At 42.6% G+C, this 16,939-nt stretch carries 17 protein-coding genes, 1 pseudogene and 2 riboswitches; of the genes and pseudogenes, 10 read left to right on the forward strand and 8 right to left on the reverse strand.

Features of this window, described 5'->3' with window-relative positions:
- The first annotated feature begins 10 nt into the window (after nucleotides 1-10).
- From DOT_RS04460 to DOT_RS04470, 3 genes are read left to right on the forward strand one after another with little or no spacing between them, the layout of a single operon-like run.
- Nucleotides 11-994, forward strand: coding sequence for an ABC transporter permease (locus tag DOT_RS04460; RefSeq protein WP_009614810.1), 984 nt, complete (start codon nucleotides 11-13; stop codon nucleotides 992-994).
- On the forward strand, nucleotides 995-1,840 hold the full coding sequence (locus tag DOT_RS04465; RefSeq protein WP_009614812.1) for an ABC transporter permease: 846 nt from the start codon (nucleotides 995-997) through the stop codon (nucleotides 1,838-1,840). It begins immediately after the preceding gene.
- Nucleotides 1,841-1,852: 12 nt separating this feature from the next.
- On the forward strand, nucleotides 1,853-3,553 hold the full coding sequence (locus tag DOT_RS04470) for an ABC transporter ATP-binding protein (RefSeq protein WP_009614814.1): 1,701 nt from the start codon (nucleotides 1,853-1,855) through the stop codon (nucleotides 3,551-3,553).
- A gap of 6 nt (nucleotides 3,554-3,559) precedes the next feature.
- Here the strand turns inward: DOT_RS04470 and DOT_RS29595 are convergent.
- Nucleotides 3,560-3,718: pseudogene (locus DOT_RS29595) on the reverse strand (Uma2 family endonuclease); the annotation flags it as partial.
- A 411-nt stretch (nucleotides 3,719-4,129) separates the two neighbouring features.
- Between DOT_RS29595 and DOT_RS04475 the strand changes: the two are divergent.
- Both DOT_RS04475 and DOT_RS04480 read left to right on the forward strand, forming a co-directional pair.
- Nucleotides 4,130-4,312 carry a type II toxin-antitoxin system HicA family toxin gene (locus DOT_RS04475; protein WP_040411232.1) on the forward strand — a complete coding sequence of 61 codons (183 nt, stop codon included), beginning with the start codon at nucleotides 4,130-4,132 and terminating at the stop codon, nucleotides 4,310-4,312.
- Between the two features lie 74 nt (nucleotides 4,313-4,386).
- Nucleotides 4,387-4,788 carry a type II toxin-antitoxin system HicB family antitoxin gene (locus DOT_RS04480; RefSeq protein ID WP_040411233.1) on the forward strand — a complete coding sequence of 134 codons (402 nt, stop codon included), beginning with the start codon at nucleotides 4,387-4,389 and terminating at the stop codon, nucleotides 4,786-4,788.
- A gap of 430 nt (nucleotides 4,789-5,218) precedes the next feature.
- Here the strand turns inward: DOT_RS04480 and DOT_RS04485 are convergent, their stop codons facing one another.
- Nucleotides 5,219-5,638, reverse strand: coding sequence for a DUF3842 family protein (locus DOT_RS04485; protein ID WP_009614827.1), 420 nt, complete (start codon nucleotides 5,636-5,638; stop codon nucleotides 5,219-5,221).
- Between the two features lie 379 nt (nucleotides 5,639-6,017).
- Between DOT_RS04485 and DOT_RS31355 the strand changes: the two genes are divergently transcribed.
- Nucleotides 6,018-6,194, forward strand: coding sequence for a hypothetical protein (locus DOT_RS31355; protein ID WP_207637030.1), 177 nt, complete (start codon nucleotides 6,018-6,020; stop codon nucleotides 6,192-6,194).
- 2 nt (nucleotides 6,195-6,196) lie between these two features.
- Here the strand turns inward: DOT_RS31355 and DOT_RS04495 are convergent, their stop codons facing one another.
- From DOT_RS04495 to DOT_RS04515, 5 genes are all read right to left on the reverse strand, one after another.
- Nucleotides 6,197-6,949 carry an ABC transporter ATP-binding protein gene (locus DOT_RS04495; protein ID WP_009614832.1) on the reverse strand — a complete coding sequence of 251 codons (753 nt, stop codon included), beginning with the start codon at nucleotides 6,947-6,949 and terminating at the stop codon, nucleotides 6,197-6,199.
- On the reverse strand, nucleotides 6,946-8,025 hold the full coding sequence (locus tag DOT_RS04500; protein ID WP_009614834.1) for an iron ABC transporter permease: 1,080 nt from the start codon (nucleotides 8,023-8,025) through the stop codon (nucleotides 6,946-6,948). Before DOT_RS04500 ends, DOT_RS04495 begins: the two co-directional genes overlap by 4 nt.
- A gap of 16 nt (nucleotides 8,026-8,041) precedes the next feature.
- A complete protein-coding gene (locus DOT_RS04505) occupies nucleotides 8,042-8,677 on the reverse strand; it encodes an FmdE family protein (protein ID WP_009614836.1) in 636 nt (211 codons plus the stop codon).
- A gap of 337 nt (nucleotides 8,678-9,014) precedes the next feature.
- Nucleotides 9,015-9,614 carry a methyltransferase domain-containing protein gene (locus DOT_RS04510; protein WP_009614838.1) on the reverse strand — a complete coding sequence of 200 codons (600 nt, stop codon included), beginning with the start codon at nucleotides 9,612-9,614 and terminating at the stop codon, nucleotides 9,015-9,017.
- 71 nt (nucleotides 9,615-9,685) lie between these two features.
- Complete coding sequence (locus DOT_RS04515; protein WP_040411250.1) at nucleotides 9,686-10,855, reverse strand: iron ABC transporter substrate-binding protein; 1,170 nt, start codon at nucleotides 10,853-10,855, stop codon at nucleotides 9,686-9,688.
- Nucleotides 10,856-11,634: 779 nt separating this feature from the next.
- Nucleotides 11,635-11,828: riboswitch (cobalamin riboswitch) on the reverse strand.
- A gap of 550 nt (nucleotides 11,829-12,378) precedes the next feature.
- Nucleotides 12,379-12,574: riboswitch (cobalamin riboswitch) on the forward strand.
- Nucleotides 12,575-12,754: 180 nt separating this feature from the next.
- Here DOT_RS04515 and DOT_RS04520 point away from each other — a divergent pair.
- On the forward strand, nucleotides 12,755-13,174 hold the full coding sequence (locus tag DOT_RS04520; RefSeq protein WP_009614842.1) for a hypothetical protein: 420 nt from the start codon (nucleotides 12,755-12,757) through the stop codon (nucleotides 13,172-13,174).
- A gap of 198 nt (nucleotides 13,175-13,372) precedes the next feature.
- On the opposite strand, the gene DOT_RS04525 is transcribed toward DOT_RS04520, so the two are convergent.
- Nucleotides 13,373-14,053 (reverse strand): corrinoid protein, encoded by a 681-nt coding sequence (locus DOT_RS04525; RefSeq protein ID WP_009614844.1) that lies wholly within the window; start codon nucleotides 14,051-14,053, stop codon nucleotides 13,373-13,375.
- Nucleotides 14,054-14,985: 932 nt separating this feature from the next.
- Between DOT_RS04525 and DOT_RS04530 the strand changes: the two genes are divergently transcribed.
- From DOT_RS04530 to DOT_RS04540, 3 genes are read left to right on the forward strand one after another with little or no spacing between them, the layout of a single operon-like run.
- The gene (locus DOT_RS04530; RefSeq protein ID WP_009614846.1) at nucleotides 14,986-15,180 is read left to right on the forward strand and encodes a CooT family nickel-binding protein; all 195 of its coding nucleotides are present in this window, start codon (nucleotides 14,986-14,988) and stop codon (nucleotides 15,178-15,180) included.
- Nucleotides 15,181-15,202: 22 nt separating this feature from the next.
- Nucleotides 15,203-16,135 (forward strand): cobalt ECF transporter T component CbiQ, encoded by a 933-nt coding sequence (gene cbiQ, locus DOT_RS04535; protein ID WP_009614848.1) that lies wholly within the window; start codon nucleotides 15,203-15,205, stop codon nucleotides 16,133-16,135.
- A gap of 4 nt (nucleotides 16,136-16,139) precedes the next feature.
- Nucleotides 16,140-16,934 (forward strand): ABC transporter ATP-binding protein, encoded by a 795-nt coding sequence (locus DOT_RS04540; protein ID WP_009614850.1) that lies wholly within the window; start codon nucleotides 16,140-16,142, stop codon nucleotides 16,932-16,934.
- The last annotated feature ends 5 nt before the right edge of the window (nucleotides 16,935-16,939 follow it).

The following is a 16,939-nucleotide window of genomic DNA, read 5'->3' on the forward strand; positions in this document are numbered from 1 at the left end:
GAGCAGGAACATGAACAAGAGCAGCAGCATCTTAAAGAAAGCCTCTGAGTATTTATTAACTTTTCTTGTGATACTCACTCTGAACTTTTTTATCCCCAGACTGATGCCTGGGGACCCCTTTATTTTTCTATCCTCCAGTGAAGGTCAGGTCACCATAACCTATTCAGAGGAGCAAATAGCTAAATATAAGGCTTACTACGGACTTGACAAGCCTATGATCGTTCAATATACAAGTTATCTTGCAAACCTTTTGCAGGGTAATATCGGTTACAGCATTTATTATAATAACAGTGTTCTCTCGGTGATTGGCAAAAGAGTAATTTGGACGGTTTCGATCGTACTCGCGGCTATCTTCATAAGCTGCCTGATCGGTACAGTACTGGGAAGCCTCTCAGCCTGGTACCGAAACGGAACCTTTGACAAGGTACTGTATTCCTTCATCATAGCCATATCTGAAATTCCGGCCTTTTTAATCGGCATCATGTTTCTCTTTATCCTTGCAGCCAAGCTGGGATGGTTTCCCTTATCCGGGGGTATAAAAACCTTTGCTAACTACAGCAACTCTGTAGAAAAAATTACAGATATCCTGCATCATGCTTTTTTACCGGTCCTGACCTTATCGATCGTCCGATTAGGTGAATTCTACCTCCTGTCCCGCAACAGCATGATAGCAGTGCTAACCAAGGATTATATGAGAACTGCCCGAGCCAAGGGACTTCACAACAAGCGCATCATCTTCCGCCATGCCCTTAAAAACGCCCTGCTGCCTATCGTCACAAGGGTGTTCTTGTCCCTGGGTGCCGTATTCAGTGGTGCCATACTGGTGGAAAATGTGTTTAACTATCCGGGCGTAGGGCGCTTAATGAGAGAAGCAGTCATGGTCAGGGATTATGTACTGATTCAAGGAATTTTCTTATTTGTAGCGGTTACAGTTCTGACCATGAATCTTCTAGCCGATATCATTTATCGAAGATTGGACCCGAGGGTGAATTAAATGAAGTATGTCAAGCACATAATGATCGGAATCAAGCGCTTAACCGTCTTAGGAAAAATAGGTCTGGGAGTCGTTTTAATGGTCTTGTTTTTAGCCGTATTTTCAGACTGGTTAGCCCTGCATCCCTACAGCATCCCCTCAGGTGATGCTCTGGAAGCTCCGGGAGCAGGACATTGGCTGGGTACTGATGATCTGGGAATTGACATCTGGGCCCAGATTTGTTTCGGGGCAAGAATCAGTATTCTTGTGGGATTTGGTACAGCTTTACTTGCTGGGATAGGTGGCAGCATCATCGGCATTTTCTCGGGATACTCTGGCGGGCTGACCGATAAACTAGTCATGCGTCTTACGGACTTGGTCATTGTCTTACCTGATTTGCCCATGATGATTGTCCTGGGAGCCTTCTTCGGTCCCAGTGTCCGCAACATTATTATTGTCTTAGCTCTTTTTTCGTGGACTATACCGACAAGGATTGTCCGGTCGAAGGTATTGTCGGTAAAGCAGGAAAAGTATGTTGAAGCAGCCATGAGCTACGGAGCCGGCTTTTGGCATTTGACGCTGCGACACTTCCTGCCCAATATACTCCCCCTGGTCATGGTGAGTGTCATCCGGCTTACAAGCCGCGCCATCGTCGCTGAAGCGAGCCTGGCATTTTTAGGGCTGGGAGACCCTATTTCCAAAAGCTGGGGCTTGATTTTAAACCATGCCATCAACTTCAAGGGGATATACTTTACCGACTACTGGAAATGGTGGGTGGTCAGTCCCATAACGGCCATAATGCTGTTGGTTACTGCCATCGCCTTTATCAGCAGAGATATGGAGAGAATCATCAACACAAAAGCATGAAGAGGTGTTATTATGGAGCATTCAATTATCCGGGTGGAGAACCTTTCGGTTTGTTACCACTCCGAAAAAAGACGAACTCGGGCCGTAAATAAGGTCAGCTTTAACCTGGACAGGGGAAGCAGTCTGGGAATCATCGGAGAATCCGGCAGCGGAAAAACCTCTATTGCCTTGGCCATGATGGGGTTATTAAAAAAAGTGGCGACAGTTGATGGCCAAGTCTATTACGAAGATAAGGAGTTAAACAGCCTGGCGGAAAAGGAGCGGAACCTTTACCGCTGGGGAAAAATAGCCATTGTATTCCAAAACAGTTTGGATGTTCTGAATCCTGTCTTGACGGTACACGAGCAGATCTTGGAGTGTCTCCTGAGACACACTGTACTGACCGGACCGGCAGCAGATGAAAAAGTTGTCCAACTGCTGGAACTGGTTGGTCTTAAAGCAGGCTGGAACATGCATTATCCCCATCAATTATCCGGAGGCATGCGCCAGAGGGTCTTGCTGGCGATGGCTTTGTCCTGTGATCCAGAGATTTTAATCGTCGACGAACCAACCACTGCCCTTGATGCGATGGCCAAGGATGAAATCGTGAGACTATTAGTTAAACTTCACAGAGAGAAGAAATTTGCCTTACTCGTTATATCCCATGAAATGCAAATCATATCCAGACTGGCCAGCAGAGTCATGGTGATGTATGGGGGACACATCGTGGAAGAAGGCTTGACCAAGGATGTCCTGAAAAACCCCCTGCACACTTATACAAGGGGTTTGATTCAGTCATCTCCGGCCATAAATCCTTATCGTGATCTGTGGGGTATACCGGGGGAAGCAGAGCAGAACAACCCTGAGGGCTGTCCCTTTTATGATCGGTGCAACCAAAAGATATTGGAATGCCAGGCAAAGCTGCCACTGCTTGAGTATATCTCCCTTGAAAGAAGAGTGGCCTGCAACCGGGGTGGTATTACAACACTTCTCACAGGGCGAGAGCTACATAAAAGCTTTGTGTTTAAAGGAAAGACGATTAAAGCTTGCGATAACTGTGACCTGACAATCCGCTCAGGAGAAGTTGTCGTCTTAATTGGAGAATCCGGCTCTGGTAAAACCACTCTAGCCAGTATTCTGGCGGGAGTATCGACACCAGATGAAGGAGAGGTTTTGTTTGAAGGCGAGAAGATCAAAGGGAATAGTGCTACCAGCCGCAAAAACGGCCTTCAAATCGTCTTTCAGGATCCCTTCACAGCCACCAATGAACATTTGAGTATTGCCCAAGTGGTCAAGGAGCCTCTGGATATCTTAAAGCTTGGCACAAAAGATGAAAAGCTTAACAACGTGAGACAGGCTCTCCAGGATGTTCAGCTTCCCAGTGACGACGAGTTTATTAATAAGAAATGTCATTGCTTAAGTGGCGGTCAACGGCAGAGGGTAGCTCTGGCGAGAAGCCTTGTTATGGAACCGAAGCTGCTGATTGCTGATGAAATCAGCTCCATGCTTGATCCATCCACCCAGGCCAACGTTTTGAGGCTTCTCAAGGGATTACAAAACACCAGAGGTTTTGCGATGTTGTTTATCACCCATGACCTGGCGCTGGCCCGGAAAATTGCCGACAGAGTATACGTTATGTACAATGGAAAAATTATTGAACATGGATCTGCGGTGGAAGTCTTTGATTCGCCCAAGGAGAGCTATACCAATAAACTGGTAGATAATTTGCTCTAAGCATCTTCAACTACCAATACTATCAAAAACAGGTTTTAGATTAACCACAAGATCGGGAAATATTGATACTTTAATCTCATCATCCTCTGAATATATATCTGGTCGACCATATCTTCGGTCCCCTTGCAATGTAAAGACAGTAACAAGCTTTCCCTCCGGTTCAAGGAATAATCTCCCATCTTTCATCTTCCGGCCAAGTTAGATAATCAGCGTAGGAATAATTACTTTTTCTATCCGGCAGCGGCATAAAGTTAATCCCCTCCCAATTATTTGCCCTAAACACCCATTACTCAAAAAAGATAGGTTCGGATGCTATAGGATAATATTACCACAAGAGTGAGCATTGCAAGATTGATCCAATTTTGTCGTAATATAAGAATCCAGTTTTATCAAATTAGGCAACAACAAGATTTGTCCTGATAGTCCTTAACTCCTTCGCCATAGACAGAGAACGGATACTCTTTAGATATTGAATCCATTAAAGTCTGGTAGAGAATGTTTTAGTGAAATTAGCAAATATCCATTTTGGATACGTACCACACGTGTTATAATGATCTTTAGAAAGGAGGTCAACGAATGAATCCCCGGGAGCTTGAGAACATAATCAAAGCTAATGGTTGGCAATACACAGATACTAAAGGTTCTCATAAACATTACAAACATCCATCGATGCCTGGGAAAATAACAATCCCATTCCACAATACCGACATAAAAATTAAAACTGTAAACTCTATCCAGAAGCAAGCGGGGCTGAAATAGCCTCTTTGCCTAGAGTTTACGATAAATATAGAAGTTAAAAATAATTAATTTACAAAACGAAAGGCGGAATAGCTATGAAACTAATTTATCCAGCTTGCTTTTACCCTTCCGAGGAAGGAGGTTATACTGTAGTGTTTCCCGACTTACTAGGATGTGTAACCGAAGGCGATACTTTGTCTGAAGCCATGGAAATGGCAATTGACGCAGCTTCTGGTTGGCTGTTAGGCGAAGTTGAGGAGAATAAGCAATTGCCTAAAGCTACAGATATAAAAAATATAATTCCCAATGAATACGAGAACGGCTTTGTCAGCCTTATCGGCGTTGATTTGGATGAATACTCCCTAAAGCACGGAAATAAGGCAGTTAAAAAGACCCTTACAATCCCTGCCTGGTTAAACACTATTGCAGAAGAAAATAATATAAATTTCTCGCAGGTTCTGCAAAGCGCCTTAAAAGATCAGCTTGGTATTCAGTGATAAACAAATCAAAATAAATAATTACAGCAGCCTTAACCGGCTGCCTGGCCACCACTTCATTGCGGATTTTTATTTTTTGGGATAGGAGTACATTGCCAATGAAGACATTTATTTTCAATGGTTCGTTTGTCGCCAAAATTGCAATTAACTAACCGTTTGTAAACTTGTGTTTAGCTTGCACCGTCCTTTCCCAGAAAATAAAAAACCACGAAAGACGACCCTAATGAGTCAACCTCCATGGTTCTTAGCAATACCTTCATGGTTTTGCCATAAATGTTTATTTTTTATAATATTCTACGTTAATTTGTAAATACCTTTTAATATTCCTTTTAAATATAATTTTTGCAAAACCATCTGTTACTTCCTCCATGGTCTTACTCGTACAATCATTTTTCAATAATCATAATTAATTTAAAACTCATTAGACAAATCATGAAGGATTAATTTTAAGTCGTCCCTCCACTTCGTCGACCAGAGCTTCAATCTGGTGCGGCAACGGGATACGGGGGATTCCCACAATTAGAATATTTCCACGTTGGATTGGAATGAATAATTTAGCTGCTTTACTGGAAGAAATCGCCGTAGCCATTGCGGGAGTGATTTCTCCTAACAAACCATAAACTATCATCACCGCGATCGATCCTACAATAAAATCCACCCTATCCGCGTTATAACAAATCGCGGACTCCCCTGAGGCGCCTTCTGTCGCCCCTGCTCGTAACATTGCTCCAGTAGCCAGGGCATTCGTTCCCAGTGCAAGAATATCCAATTCGGGAATTCGTTTGCGTAACTGCTCCACTATATGTTTACCAATGCCGCCACCCTGTCCATCAATGACTGCTATCCGCATATACCCTCCTCGTTCTTTCTCATATACAGGGAAGGTGTTCGACTTCAGCAATAATCACAATATGTCATGCATTTTCTGTCCAGGAGAAAACTCACTCCAGTTTGGATTTTGCTATTCTTCTCCATCTTGTAAGAAAGAAACATCGAGTTCGCTTATTAACCGCTAAGATCATCGTAACTTCGCCCCCATCACTAAAGATAGTGAAAAAGAAGTGCCCCTATTACTTCCCTATCTCAAGCTTTTTAAAGCCTCCAAAATCCCGTTCCATTTCTGCATACAGGGGCTTACCCAGCAGAAACTGATAAATTTCATCACTCTTCTTGATTGGATCAATGTCTTGAAAATGTTGAGGTAAGATAATTTTGCCTGCGTAAGCATAATGCTTGACCAAGAAGCAATATTAGCTGTGCCGACCTTATTCATGGTCGATATCAGAACCACAGGCAAAGGCATGATCGGGCCTCTTTTTTGGGGTTTTAAAATCATAATTTACCATCCTTTCAATAATAGATATTTTCAAGGAGGAAAACACTTTAGTAAAGTTCCGGCTCTCTAAAATTACCTGGGAATTACAACCATTTGGTTTTGTACTCTATCCACGCTTACCGGAACTTCATAGGCCTGAGTAATATTTTCTGCCGTCATCACCTCCGGACCACCGGCGACAAAAACCTTTGTATCCTGGAGCAATAAGAATTTATCTGAGAAGCGCAAAGCTAAATTAAGGTCGTGCATCACTGCAACCACCGCAATATTCTTCTCTTTAGCCGCGGTTCGGATGGTTTTCAGAACTTCCATTTGATTTCTCAGATCCAAGTTGCTGGTGGGCTCATCCAAGAGCAGAACCTCGGGTTCCTGCGCCAAGGCCCTGGCGATGACAACCTTCTGCAGTTCTCCTCCACTCAGTTCGTCTAAGTAGCGCAGGGCAAATTCCGCCAGACCCGTTTTTACCAAGATTCCTTGGACCAAAGATAAATCGGCTGCTGTCGCCTCCCACTTGATGTGAGGTTTGCGGCCCAAGAGTACGGCGTCAAAGACGGTCTGACGGTTGCTCCCGTAGTTTTGCGCTACATAGGCCATTTTAAGGGCTATCGCCAAGCGACTGAGTTTAGACAATTCTTGTTGCCCAACAAAGATGCTCCCTTGTTGCGGCAAAAGAATCTTATTCAGTGTCTTTAGCAAGGTTGATTTTCCAGCGCCATTATTCCCTAAAATAGATAGGAACTCCCCCCGCTGGACAGTGAACCCTATATTCTCTAAAATCGTGCGACATCCATAACTAAATTCGATCCCGTTAACAGATAAGATCATCGTAACTTAGACCCCCTTACTAGAAGATAGAGAAAGAGAGGTGCCCCCAGAAAGGAAGTGACTGCTCCGACCGGCAAAACCACAGGCGCAATAATCCGCCTGGACAAAGTATCCGCCGCCAATAGCAGCAAGGCACCCATCACCCCGGAAGCCGGAATAAGGAAGCGATTGTCCCCGCCTATCAAGCGTTTTACGAGGTGTGGAGCTACGAGACCAATGAAAGCGATGATTCCTAAGAAGGAAACGATGGTGGCTGTGATCAAAGAGGCAAAGAACATCCCCCACTGTCTCGTCCGTTCTACGTTGACCCCTAAACCTTTGGCAGTTTCAGCCCCACTATCCAGGGCATTATAATTCCAGCGGTTGAACAAGAAAAAAAGCGAAGCTCCTAAGACTACACAGGACATAATCCCCAACTCACCCCACGATGCCCTGCCGATATCACCAAAGGTCCAAAAGACAATGGCAGCAACATTAACATCATTGGTAAAATACTGCAAGAGCATTGTAGCCGCCGAAAAAAGAGATCCTAAAGCAACCCCAGCCAACACCATTGACTCGGGAGACGCTCCTTTATATTGGGCCAAAAAGAGAATGATCAACGTCGTAAGCATAGCCGCTACGAAAGCTGAGATTGTGACAATATAGGGACTATTAATCAACAACGCTCCTCCACCTGTACTTGGAGTGCTGCCGGCTCCCCAGCCGATGATGGCCAGCGCGGCTCCAAAGGCTGCGCCTTGAGCAATCCCGAGAGTACTGGGGGAAGCTAAGGGATTGCGGAGAATATTTTGCATGACCGCACCGGCAACCGCCAAACCGATCCCCGCCACCATCGAGGCCAATACTCGGGGTAAACGGATTGACCAAATGATAATCTGAGACTGTCCCTCGGTTCGACCGAGTAGCGTCAGAACCACTTGCCAGGGCGTAAGCTCGGCCGAACCGGCACTGATGGCATATAGGGAGAGCAGAGCAGTCATAACCAACAGACCCAACAAGATTAATTTCTTCTTCCAGGTATAGTTTAAGTAATGGGTTACCCCGCCATCCGGCACGGTTTCATCACGAACCAACTTTAATCACCTCAAATCATTTTCCCAACACAAGGACCCGCGACTCATAAGTTTCCACACACTCCGGACAAGCAATACACCCATCACGCACACTCGCCCGCTGCTCCATTACACCTTCTCCACAGAAGGCACATTGCACCGTAGGATTGAGTTTAGGACCCTTCGGCAGTTCAAAGGTGATTTCCCGCCAGTCAAAATGCTCTTCCGGCGGAGCTTCCACTAGATGCCTGGAAAGCTCTTCATGCACTTGATAAAATTCCTCTATCTCAGCCGGGGTTGCTGTTTTGTCCATCACTTTAGGCCTCAAAGCTTGATGCCTCTCATTGTCCATGGCGTCATACTTCAGGGCCACACGAACACCACGCCCATCCTGACGCCGGATAAAACTAAAAACCAACTTGCCATGATCCTTGAACATTAGATTCCCTTTGCCAAACGTACTAGAAAGCAACGTCTGCACAGCATCCACGCCACAAGCATCATTCTGCACAATGCTGACAATTCCGCTTTTCGGATTATACGGCTCCCCCTCTAAAGCAGGGAGCACTTTTAAGGCAATTTGAGCAGCCTGGAAACCAATCGCTAACCCTGGGCAGACATGTCCGTGAAACTCTACACAACGATCCCAATCTCTCTGAACTAGTTCATCCATAGTTCATCGACTCCTTAATTAATTATTTGATTAATCCTTTTGTCTTTGATCCTTACACTTTAAGACAACACAGGGTTTTGCTAATTATTCTAATTCCTCAATGGTTCTGTTAAAATTCACCTCCGTCATTGACCTTGTACGCCATTTACCTGGTAAATCATTTTTATCCTAAGCAAAATAAAAACCATGAAGTAGACTCTAACGAGTCAAACCTCCATGGTTTATGCAAACACCTTCTTGGTCTTGCTCAGCAATATCGTTTTCTTAATATTTTTTACATTCTACAGTTATTCGAGAATTCCTGCCAAATAGGTTTCTCATTATAAATTTTCATTTCTCAGATGGATACTTTTCTTCCTATTAAAAGATAACGCTGCGTCACATTTTCAATGGTGATATTCTCGAAACCTGCTTCAGAAAAAATAGCTTGCATAACGTCCGCATGTGGTATCATACAGTTCTTTACAGCACCACCGAGAGAGGCATGCAGATCATTAATATACTCTCGGCTATGTGGATGAAGCACAGAAACTCTACCTCCATTTTTCAGCACTCTGAACATTTCTTGGGCGGCTTTTCTAAGATCATCAAAATGCGGAAAAGCCGAGTTGCATACGACTTCATCCACTGCTTGGTCTGCTAAGGGAATATCCTCAGCATTTCCCTCCATGAACTCTAAATTAGGCCACTGATATTTTTTCTGAGCCTCCGCCAACATCTGGGGAGCAAAATCTATCGCCACAATGCCTCCGGATAAACCCACAGCCTCGATCAACATCGGAATGAGCACCCCAGTGCCGGTACCAAGATCAAGAACCTTACTACCCTGAGGCAAAGCAAGTTCTTCAACCATAGTTTTCAAACGGAGTATTACCTCATCTTGGATAAGGGAGTCCCAATTCCCAGCTTTCTCATCAAAATAAGCTTTTTTATGCATATCCTATACCTCACCTTCTGGAATAAATAGCTATCGATTTCTTTAGCCTCGATATCTACCTTTCTTATTTCTTACGGATGAATTAAATCAAGTTTCTTAAATCCGCCATAATCCTTAACCATTTGTTCATAGACAGGTTGACCTAGGAAAAAACGGTAGATTTCCTCACTTTTTTTGACCGGATCGATATCCTGAAATTTTTCCGGGAAAATCACTTTCCCGGCATAATAAGCATCAGCCAAGGCCGTATCGATATTCGTTGTATAAAAATTATAAGGGATCTGGCCGTAAACCCGCCCGTTCTTAACTGCACTCAGAGACTGATAAAATGTCGGGTTTTTCTTAGCGTCGTCAAACACTTTATTGCCGCCTTCATCGATAAAGAGAATATCTGGATCCCAGCTCACCAGCTTTTCCTGCTCAATCATCAAGCTGCCGCTTTTCCCGGTTTCATCGGCGACATTCCGTGCTCCAATGTACATAAAAGGCGGATACTTGGCCTGAGTGCTTTCGATACCTTGAGTCCCTTTCACCCCTAAGGCTCCCACATATACTTTTGGCTTCGCAGAGTCTGGAATTCCTTTGGTACGCTCTGCCAAATCCGCTTTGCTGCTTTTCACATAGGTAATGACTTCCTCTGCCCGCTGTTGTGTTCCGATAACTCTACCAACCAAATCCAAGGAACGATAGACATCCTCTTCATTGAACGTTGCCAAAGGACCATAACTTAAGACTACGACAGGAATTCCTGTCTTAGCCTGCAGGTTATCCGCCGCCTTAGCCTTATCCACCAGATAGGAGGCAAAGATGACATCAGGTTTGACACTCAGCAACGCTTCTTCATCTGGAACGGAATCTATACCACCCTGCCCAATCGTCGGAAGACTTGTCAGCTCCGGATAAGCAAACAGATAGGGCCTTCCCGTCTGATCTTTCTTTTCCATATTCTCTATACCTACGACTCGGTTTGTTCCCTTGGCGTAGGCAACCAGCCTCAACGACCCCGGCCCGACGGCTACAATTCGTTGAGCGGGGATTTTCACTTTCACTTCACGCCCCACTAAATCAGTGACTACTTTCACTTCAGTATTAATTGTACTCTGCGAATTCTCTGCAGCTTGACCTGTCTCTGTCTTGTTGACTTCTTTTCCTGTTTGAACAGTAGAACACCCCATCAAAGCTAGTCCCACGAGCAGCACACTGAGAAGCCAAGCACTTCCCTTCGAGATCCTTCTAGACATTTTCATGGCCCCTTTCCTCTTCCTATATTTTATCTATCTGAAATTGAATCCACAAATCATTATCCTTTCAGTGATCTTGAGCCATAACTCATCTTTCTCACCATATTTCTGACCTAACAAAGCTTACAATTATCCAAGGTCCTCATAATTTCTTCATAAAATGTCCCCCTCATCATTGGCCTTAGTTGTACCAAGAAACGTCGAACTGAGATCAGCCAATCTTTTCTTTGTAAGCAGAATGAAAAAACCATGAAGTAGACTCTAACGAGTCAAACCTCCATGGTTTTTGCAAACACTTCACGGTCTTGCACGACAATATCATTTTCTCAATAATTTACATTCTACAATCGTTCGCTGATTCCTGCCAAAATGTTCCTTATTACAAAAATTAATTATTTTCATTTATAGATAATTATTCTCTGAATTTTACCACTCAAACCTTCTTTCATATGGAAGCAAAAAACGTTCTCTCACGAGAACGCCTTATCAATCCTAAGAACAATAATTGTTAATGGTTATTTATTAGCACCATAACCTGCTTCCCACAACATGTTCCATGCTATCACGAACGCAAATTCAGCAGAGAAAAATTAAAAGAGCCGATCTTTTCGGCTCTTTTAGATGACAAACTATGCTTCAAAATAGATTTTACTCTCTACTTTATAATAAAGATTATCTTCAAATACATACTCTCCCACCGAAAAATATAGTGGAATTATAAGTGATTTTCCACTTATTTGAACAACGAAATATTAAAATAAGTGCTACTTTTTGTTATTTCTCTAAGACGTAACAAAGGCTGGTTACCCAGGCTTGATCTCTCTTACTCCCGTTGTACCTACCCTTCGAAAATCCAGTGACATTTGTAAGGCTACTCTCTGTTACAGTGGCGGGACCGCGTCGGATTTAAACCGACTTCCCTTTTAAACACTTCTTTTTACAAAAGAAGTGTACTTACTCTTCATAATATTAAGTTGGCTATAGAATAGCATGGGTTAATTTTCCTGTCAATGGTTTCTTATGCTGCGTGGAGTACTCTCAAATGACGCCTTAAATGACGCTCTATTGATATTCTCAGTCGAATACTTCCCGCTAACACGTAATCAATACAATAATTTTACCCTAATATGTTGATTATTTAACATTTCACTTTTTAATCCTATGTTAAAATCACCTACAACAACTAGCTGCTTTCTTTAACCAACCAATACACCCTCATGCAGCTCACTTGCATATTTGATCTCCAATCAATCCCCATTCGGATACACTTCTCTTGACATCATAGCTATGTCCACGTGTGGCAGAGCATTAGGTCTTCACTCGTTCGTTCCTTGATCCGATAAAACTGGCTGTATGCTCAAAAAAATCGAGTGGTTACTCTACTGATCCGTTAACCAGTTCTATTACCTGAAGCTAGGACGTTAAACTGATCTATGATTAGATAACTAGGGGGTGAATATATGAAGATAATGTCCTTAAAAACCATTGACAGGGGATTTGGCCCATGCTATTCTTTAAGCATCTTAATATTATACAAAATGAGTATATTGTCTTTGCAAACATAAAGATAATATTTAAAAGAGAAGTCAGTCTAATTCTGACGCGGTCCCGCCACTGTAATAGGGAGTAGCTTTACAAAATGTCACTGGAGTTATCCGGGAAGACGTAAGGTTGCGATGAACTTAAGCCAGGATACCTGCTCATTTTGGAATTCACCTTTAGCACCCACGACGGATGGGAGGTAAGGATATTTATGTTATTGGCATATTTATAAACCTCCTGCTTTGAGTGCAGGAGGTTTATTTATTCTACTTTTAGGTTGATGTATAAGGTGACTTAAGAGATGTTTTTCTTAGAGGAACTGTGGGTTAATTAGTATGAGGGGATGGGAGAAATATTATGATTACAGCCACTGTTCATAGCTTAGAAGGTGTTGTTGGTAGACTCGGGTTAGACCCACTCGCAGTTAACCGCTTTATGGCGGAGTGGTTACAAACCGCACGTGAGGTATCTTTTGAGGAAGCTAATGAGGTAGCTTGTATCTTAAATAAAATGAAAAAAAGTGCCAAGTACTACTTAGCTCCAGATCCAATGCAAGAGGGTAATCAAGTCGTGCTCATAGTGCGAAAAAATCGAGTTATTACTGTACTTACTCAGTTAACCAATTCCTTTTACGGTGTCCCTGAGGCTAAGACTGTGAATGGTACACGAATGATTAAAACACTAGGAGGAGAGATGTATGAAGACCATGGAAATTGGGTTAGACAACTAAGAATAAAGCATCTGAAAAATTTATATGGAAAGAATCTCCGCTACTAAAAACAAGGATTATAAATCTCTTTCAAATGATAAAAAACCATACAAATCACAGGCGTCGTCTTACCACCTAATGACTCATATGGTCTTAATAGCATAATTTATTTTGCATTCGCCAAACAGTTTGGACGAGAGTTCCTGGAACCAAACTATAAACTTTCATCGATAGTTCCCATTCTTGCCTCCGTGCATTTATGATTTTCAGTTAACGAGGCAGTGTGTAGTTTTATGAGGTTTAACACTTTCTTTAATAAGTTTCATTGCCAAATCAACCGCTTTCATTACATCGACAGCAAACCCATCTGCCTTGATAGTTTGTGCGTACTCTTGAGTTGCTGGACTTCCACCAATAATAATTTTGACTTTATTGCGTAGATCTCGACGATTGAGTTCCCTTATTGTCTCAGACATCATACCTAAAGTGGTCGTAAGCATAGCAGACATGGCCAAGATGTCGGGCTGGTGGTCTATAATTGCTTGCGCAAAATCTTCAGGTTGGACGTCAATTCCAAGGTCAATGACTTCTAATCCAGCACCACATAACATCATAACAATTAAATTCTTCCCGATATCATGTAAATCTCCGGCTACAGTGCCAATAACTACTTTACCGAGTGAAGATTGCTGTGGATTTGACAAGAACGGTTTCAATACATGCAACCCCGCATACATTGCCCGTGAAGCGATCAATACATCCGATATATAGATAATGTTATCTCTAAATTGTCTTCCGATTTCCTGCATGCCTGGCATTAATGCTTTTTCAAGGATTGTTCGGGGTCCTATCCCGTTCTCAATCGCCAGTATGGTAAGAGTTTTCACCCGGTTAGCCTGTCCCTTTATTAAAGCTTTAGTAATAAATTCTAATTCTGATGTTATCAACAGAGCTCACCTCCTCGGCAATTGGATAATTTACAAACATAAGCTTTACTCTTAAATCACTAATTCATTGTTAACACCTCCAAAAATAAAAAAGGCCAATGAAAGATGACCAAACTACTGTCAAGTCAAGACCTCCATGGGCCTTATATTCATGATGATTATTTTTATAATATCAAGGAATAACATTTATGTAAACCTTTTCCTTCATAATTTTCAGAATTTTCTTTTTTTGTAATATGATAATCCACATTACAAACTCTTGTCAGTTAGATTTAACTCTTGTCAAGGCTTCCGGCGAGTAATGCCTCTCAAAGCAAAATTCATACGATTATAACCAATAAAAATAGGTTTTTAAAAAACGCAAAACTGTAAAAGGAATTAACACATTTGTGTAGAATATAACAACGGTATAGAAGAATATTATGATAAAACAAAGACCATGGAGGTCTTGGCTTGACTTTAAAGTCTGGTCAGTTTTCCATGGTCTTTTCATTTTTAACAAGGAGGTGAACTTATAACATATGCTCTCGTTCAGGATCTTTCCGTAATGTGATAATTCCTTGTTCTAGAATACCTTCAAAATCCACCTGCAGCCTCAACTCGTACCCAATGATATTCTGATCTGACCATCACAATCTCATTGGGCCTGTTATCCATGACAAAAGCTACTAGATTAAACCATCCTAAAAGGATACAATTGTGCAAATAACATACAATATCAACTAGCACCCGTCATCCAACATATTTCTCCCTCGCAATACTTTTTATTTAATTACTTTTACAGGAAATCCCTACTGACTGTCGAATAATAGTTATAACTTAATGCCTAAAAAACTTGGCTAATATATGCTGACTAGTACAAAAACATAGCGGTCGACCCGAATAGAGGTATCTATGTCTTTCAATTTTAAAAAAGAAGGAGCATAACAATAATGTGTGAAGCGAATGCCTATCTTAAAGATGGAGACAACGAAGTGTTGTTTATGGAATCAGTAGATATCATCGAACCCTATGAAAATGGTCTTAAACTCATGGATATTTTCGGAAAACAAATGTTTATCCAAGCCAAAATCAAAGACATGACCCTTCTAAACCACCGAATTATTTTAGAAAGAACCGACATTTAATAATGAAAGAGAGCTAATCAGCATGGATCTTCCTCTTTGGCTTCAAGATAATAGTCCTCTTGCGCCTTCCCCTTCAAAATTAAAGCAATCTAACTTTATTCAAAAAACCCTTAAAGGTATTATTACTTTTGTAAGGGAGTCCGTCTATTCTGAGGAGGTCGCTCTTCGCTCAGGGTTCCTGCAAGCAATGGATCCCAGAATGAAACTGCTTGCCTTTTTTTCACTCCTCATAACTGTCAATCTTTTGCGTCATTTGCCTCTACTTTGGGGGATTTATCTGATTATTCTGATCCTGGCCACGTTATCGAAGGTTCCTACTCGGTTCCTCGTTCAGCGGGTCTGGTTAGTCATACCCTTATTTACAGGAATTATGGTTCTCCCGGCCTTATTTAATTGGGTACGCCCTGGTGATCCCCTCTGGACCATTTGGACTTTCTCAACCTCACTCCACGTCGGACCCATTCATTTTCCGCGTGAATTAAGCATTACTTCACAGGGCTTTTGGGGAGCAATCCTCCTGATCAGCAGGGTCGGCATTTCAGTCACTCTCGCCGTTCTTCTCACCCTAACCACGCGCTGGAACAATCTGTTGCGCGCGTTACGCACTATTTTCGTCCCTAAGATTTTCATCGTTACCCTGGAAATGACCTACCGATATATTTTTGTACTCATCACCCTCCTTGAAGACATGTTCTTAGCACGGAAGGCACGTGACTCAGGGCATTCTTCCGGAGCTGAACAGCGACGATTTGTCGGTTCCTCCATTGCTCATCTTTTCGGAAAATCGCTTCAGATGAGTGAAGAGGTCTATACATCGATGACCGCACGGGGATATACCGGCGAAATTTATACCCTTCAACCTTTCCAACTGCGTTGGATAGACATCTTTAGCATAGGAGTCAGTCTTATGTTAAGTTTATCACTTTATGCTGCCGACAAAGTCTTAGGAGGATAATGATTTGTCAGAACAAACCGTCCCTATTTTCCAATTAACGGCTGTTTCATACGCCTATATTCCTGATCATCCCGTATTATCCGATATTCATCTTCAACTCTACCCAGCACAAAGCCTTGTTATTCTTGGCGCCAATGGAAGTGGGAAGTCAACACTACTGAAGATTCTTGCTGGACTTGTTCATCCTACGTCCGGTCAAATTCTGGCTTTTGGTCAGGAAATTACAGAAAAGAAGCTGCAGGATCCTTCGTTTTTATCCGAGTTTCGCCAACGTGTGGGTTTTATTTTTCAGAATTCTGATGCCCAACTATTCTCTGCTACCGTCCGGGATGAGTTATCCTTTGCGCCACTACAACTTGGTCTTTCAACCGAACAGGTGAAACAACGGATTGTTGAAACTGCTGACCTGCTAGGAATCACACCTCTTCTAGACCGCCCCCCTTATAAACTAAGTGGTGGGGAGAAGAAAAAAGTCGCCTTGGCATGCGTTCTTACCGCTAACCCTGAAGTTTTATTTCTTGATGAACCTACGAATGGACTCGACCCCCGCACTCAGTTTTGGCTTGTAGAATTTCTTTCAGCTCTCCAAAACGCTGGGAAGACGATCATAACCGCAACACATGACCTTTCCATTGTTGAAGAAATCGCCCAGCGGGTGATTGTCTTACGCGAAAACCATACAGTCGCTGCAGACAGCACAGCGCCCGAAATTCTAAGTGACAGGGAACTTCTCTTAGATGTAAATCTTATTCATGAGCGATCTCATTTTCATATCGGTGGAGCTAAGAACCACGGTTAAAAAAT

This window comes from Desulfosporosinus sp. OT, assembly GCF_000224515.1.
Classification (GTDB): Bacteria; Bacillota; Desulfitobacteriia; order Desulfitobacteriales; family Desulfitobacteriaceae; genus Desulfosporosinus.

Excerpts from the sequence above, each read along its gene's own strand:
- DOT_RS04510 (WP_009614838.1), bottom strand. The coding sequence starts at position 9,614 with ATGCATAAAAAAGCTTATTTTGATGAGAAAGCTGGGAATTGGGACTCC.
- DOT_RS04465 (WP_009614812.1), top strand. The coding sequence starts at position 995 with ATGAAGTATGTCAAGCACATAATGATCGGAATCAAGCGCTTAACCGTC.
- DOT_RS04470 (WP_009614814.1), top strand. The coding sequence starts at position 1,853 with ATGGAGCATTCAATTATCCGGGTGGAGAACCTTTCGGTTTGTTACCAC.
- DOT_RS04495 (WP_009614832.1), bottom strand. The coding sequence starts at position 6,949 with ATGATCTTATCTGTTAACGGGATCGAATTTAGTTATGGATGTCGCACG.
- DOT_RS04505 (WP_009614836.1), bottom strand. The coding sequence starts at position 8,677 with ATGGATGAACTAGTTCAGAGAGATTGGGATCGTTGTGTAGAGTTTCAC.
- cbiQ (WP_009614848.1), top strand. The coding sequence starts at position 15,203 with ATGGATCTTCCTCTTTGGCTTCAAGATAATAGTCCTCTTGCGCCTTCC.
- DOT_RS31355 (WP_207637030.1), top strand. The coding sequence starts at position 6,018 with ATGCTTGACCAAGAAGCAATATTAGCTGTGCCGACCTTATTCATGGTC.
- DOT_RS04485 (WP_009614827.1), bottom strand. The coding sequence starts at position 5,638 with ATGCGGATAGCAGTCATTGATGGACAGGGTGGCGGCATTGGTAAACAT.
- DOT_RS04515 (WP_040411250.1), bottom strand. The coding sequence starts at position 10,855 with ATGTCTAGAAGGATCTCGAAGGGAAGTGCTTGGCTTCTCAGTGTGCTG.
- DOT_RS04520 (WP_009614842.1), top strand. The coding sequence starts at position 12,755 with ATGATTACAGCCACTGTTCATAGCTTAGAAGGTGTTGTTGGTAGACTC.
- DOT_RS04530 (WP_009614846.1), top strand. The coding sequence starts at position 14,986 with ATGTGTGAAGCGAATGCCTATCTTAAAGATGGAGACAACGAAGTGTTG.
- DOT_RS04475 (WP_040411232.1), top strand. The coding sequence starts at position 4,130 with ATGAATCCCCGGGAGCTTGAGAACATAATCAAAGCTAATGGTTGGCAA.
- DOT_RS04480 (WP_040411233.1), top strand. The coding sequence starts at position 4,387 with ATGAAACTAATTTATCCAGCTTGCTTTTACCCTTCCGAGGAAGGAGGT.
- DOT_RS04460 (WP_009614810.1), top strand. The coding sequence starts at position 11 with ATGAACAAGAGCAGCAGCATCTTAAAGAAAGCCTCTGAGTATTTATTA.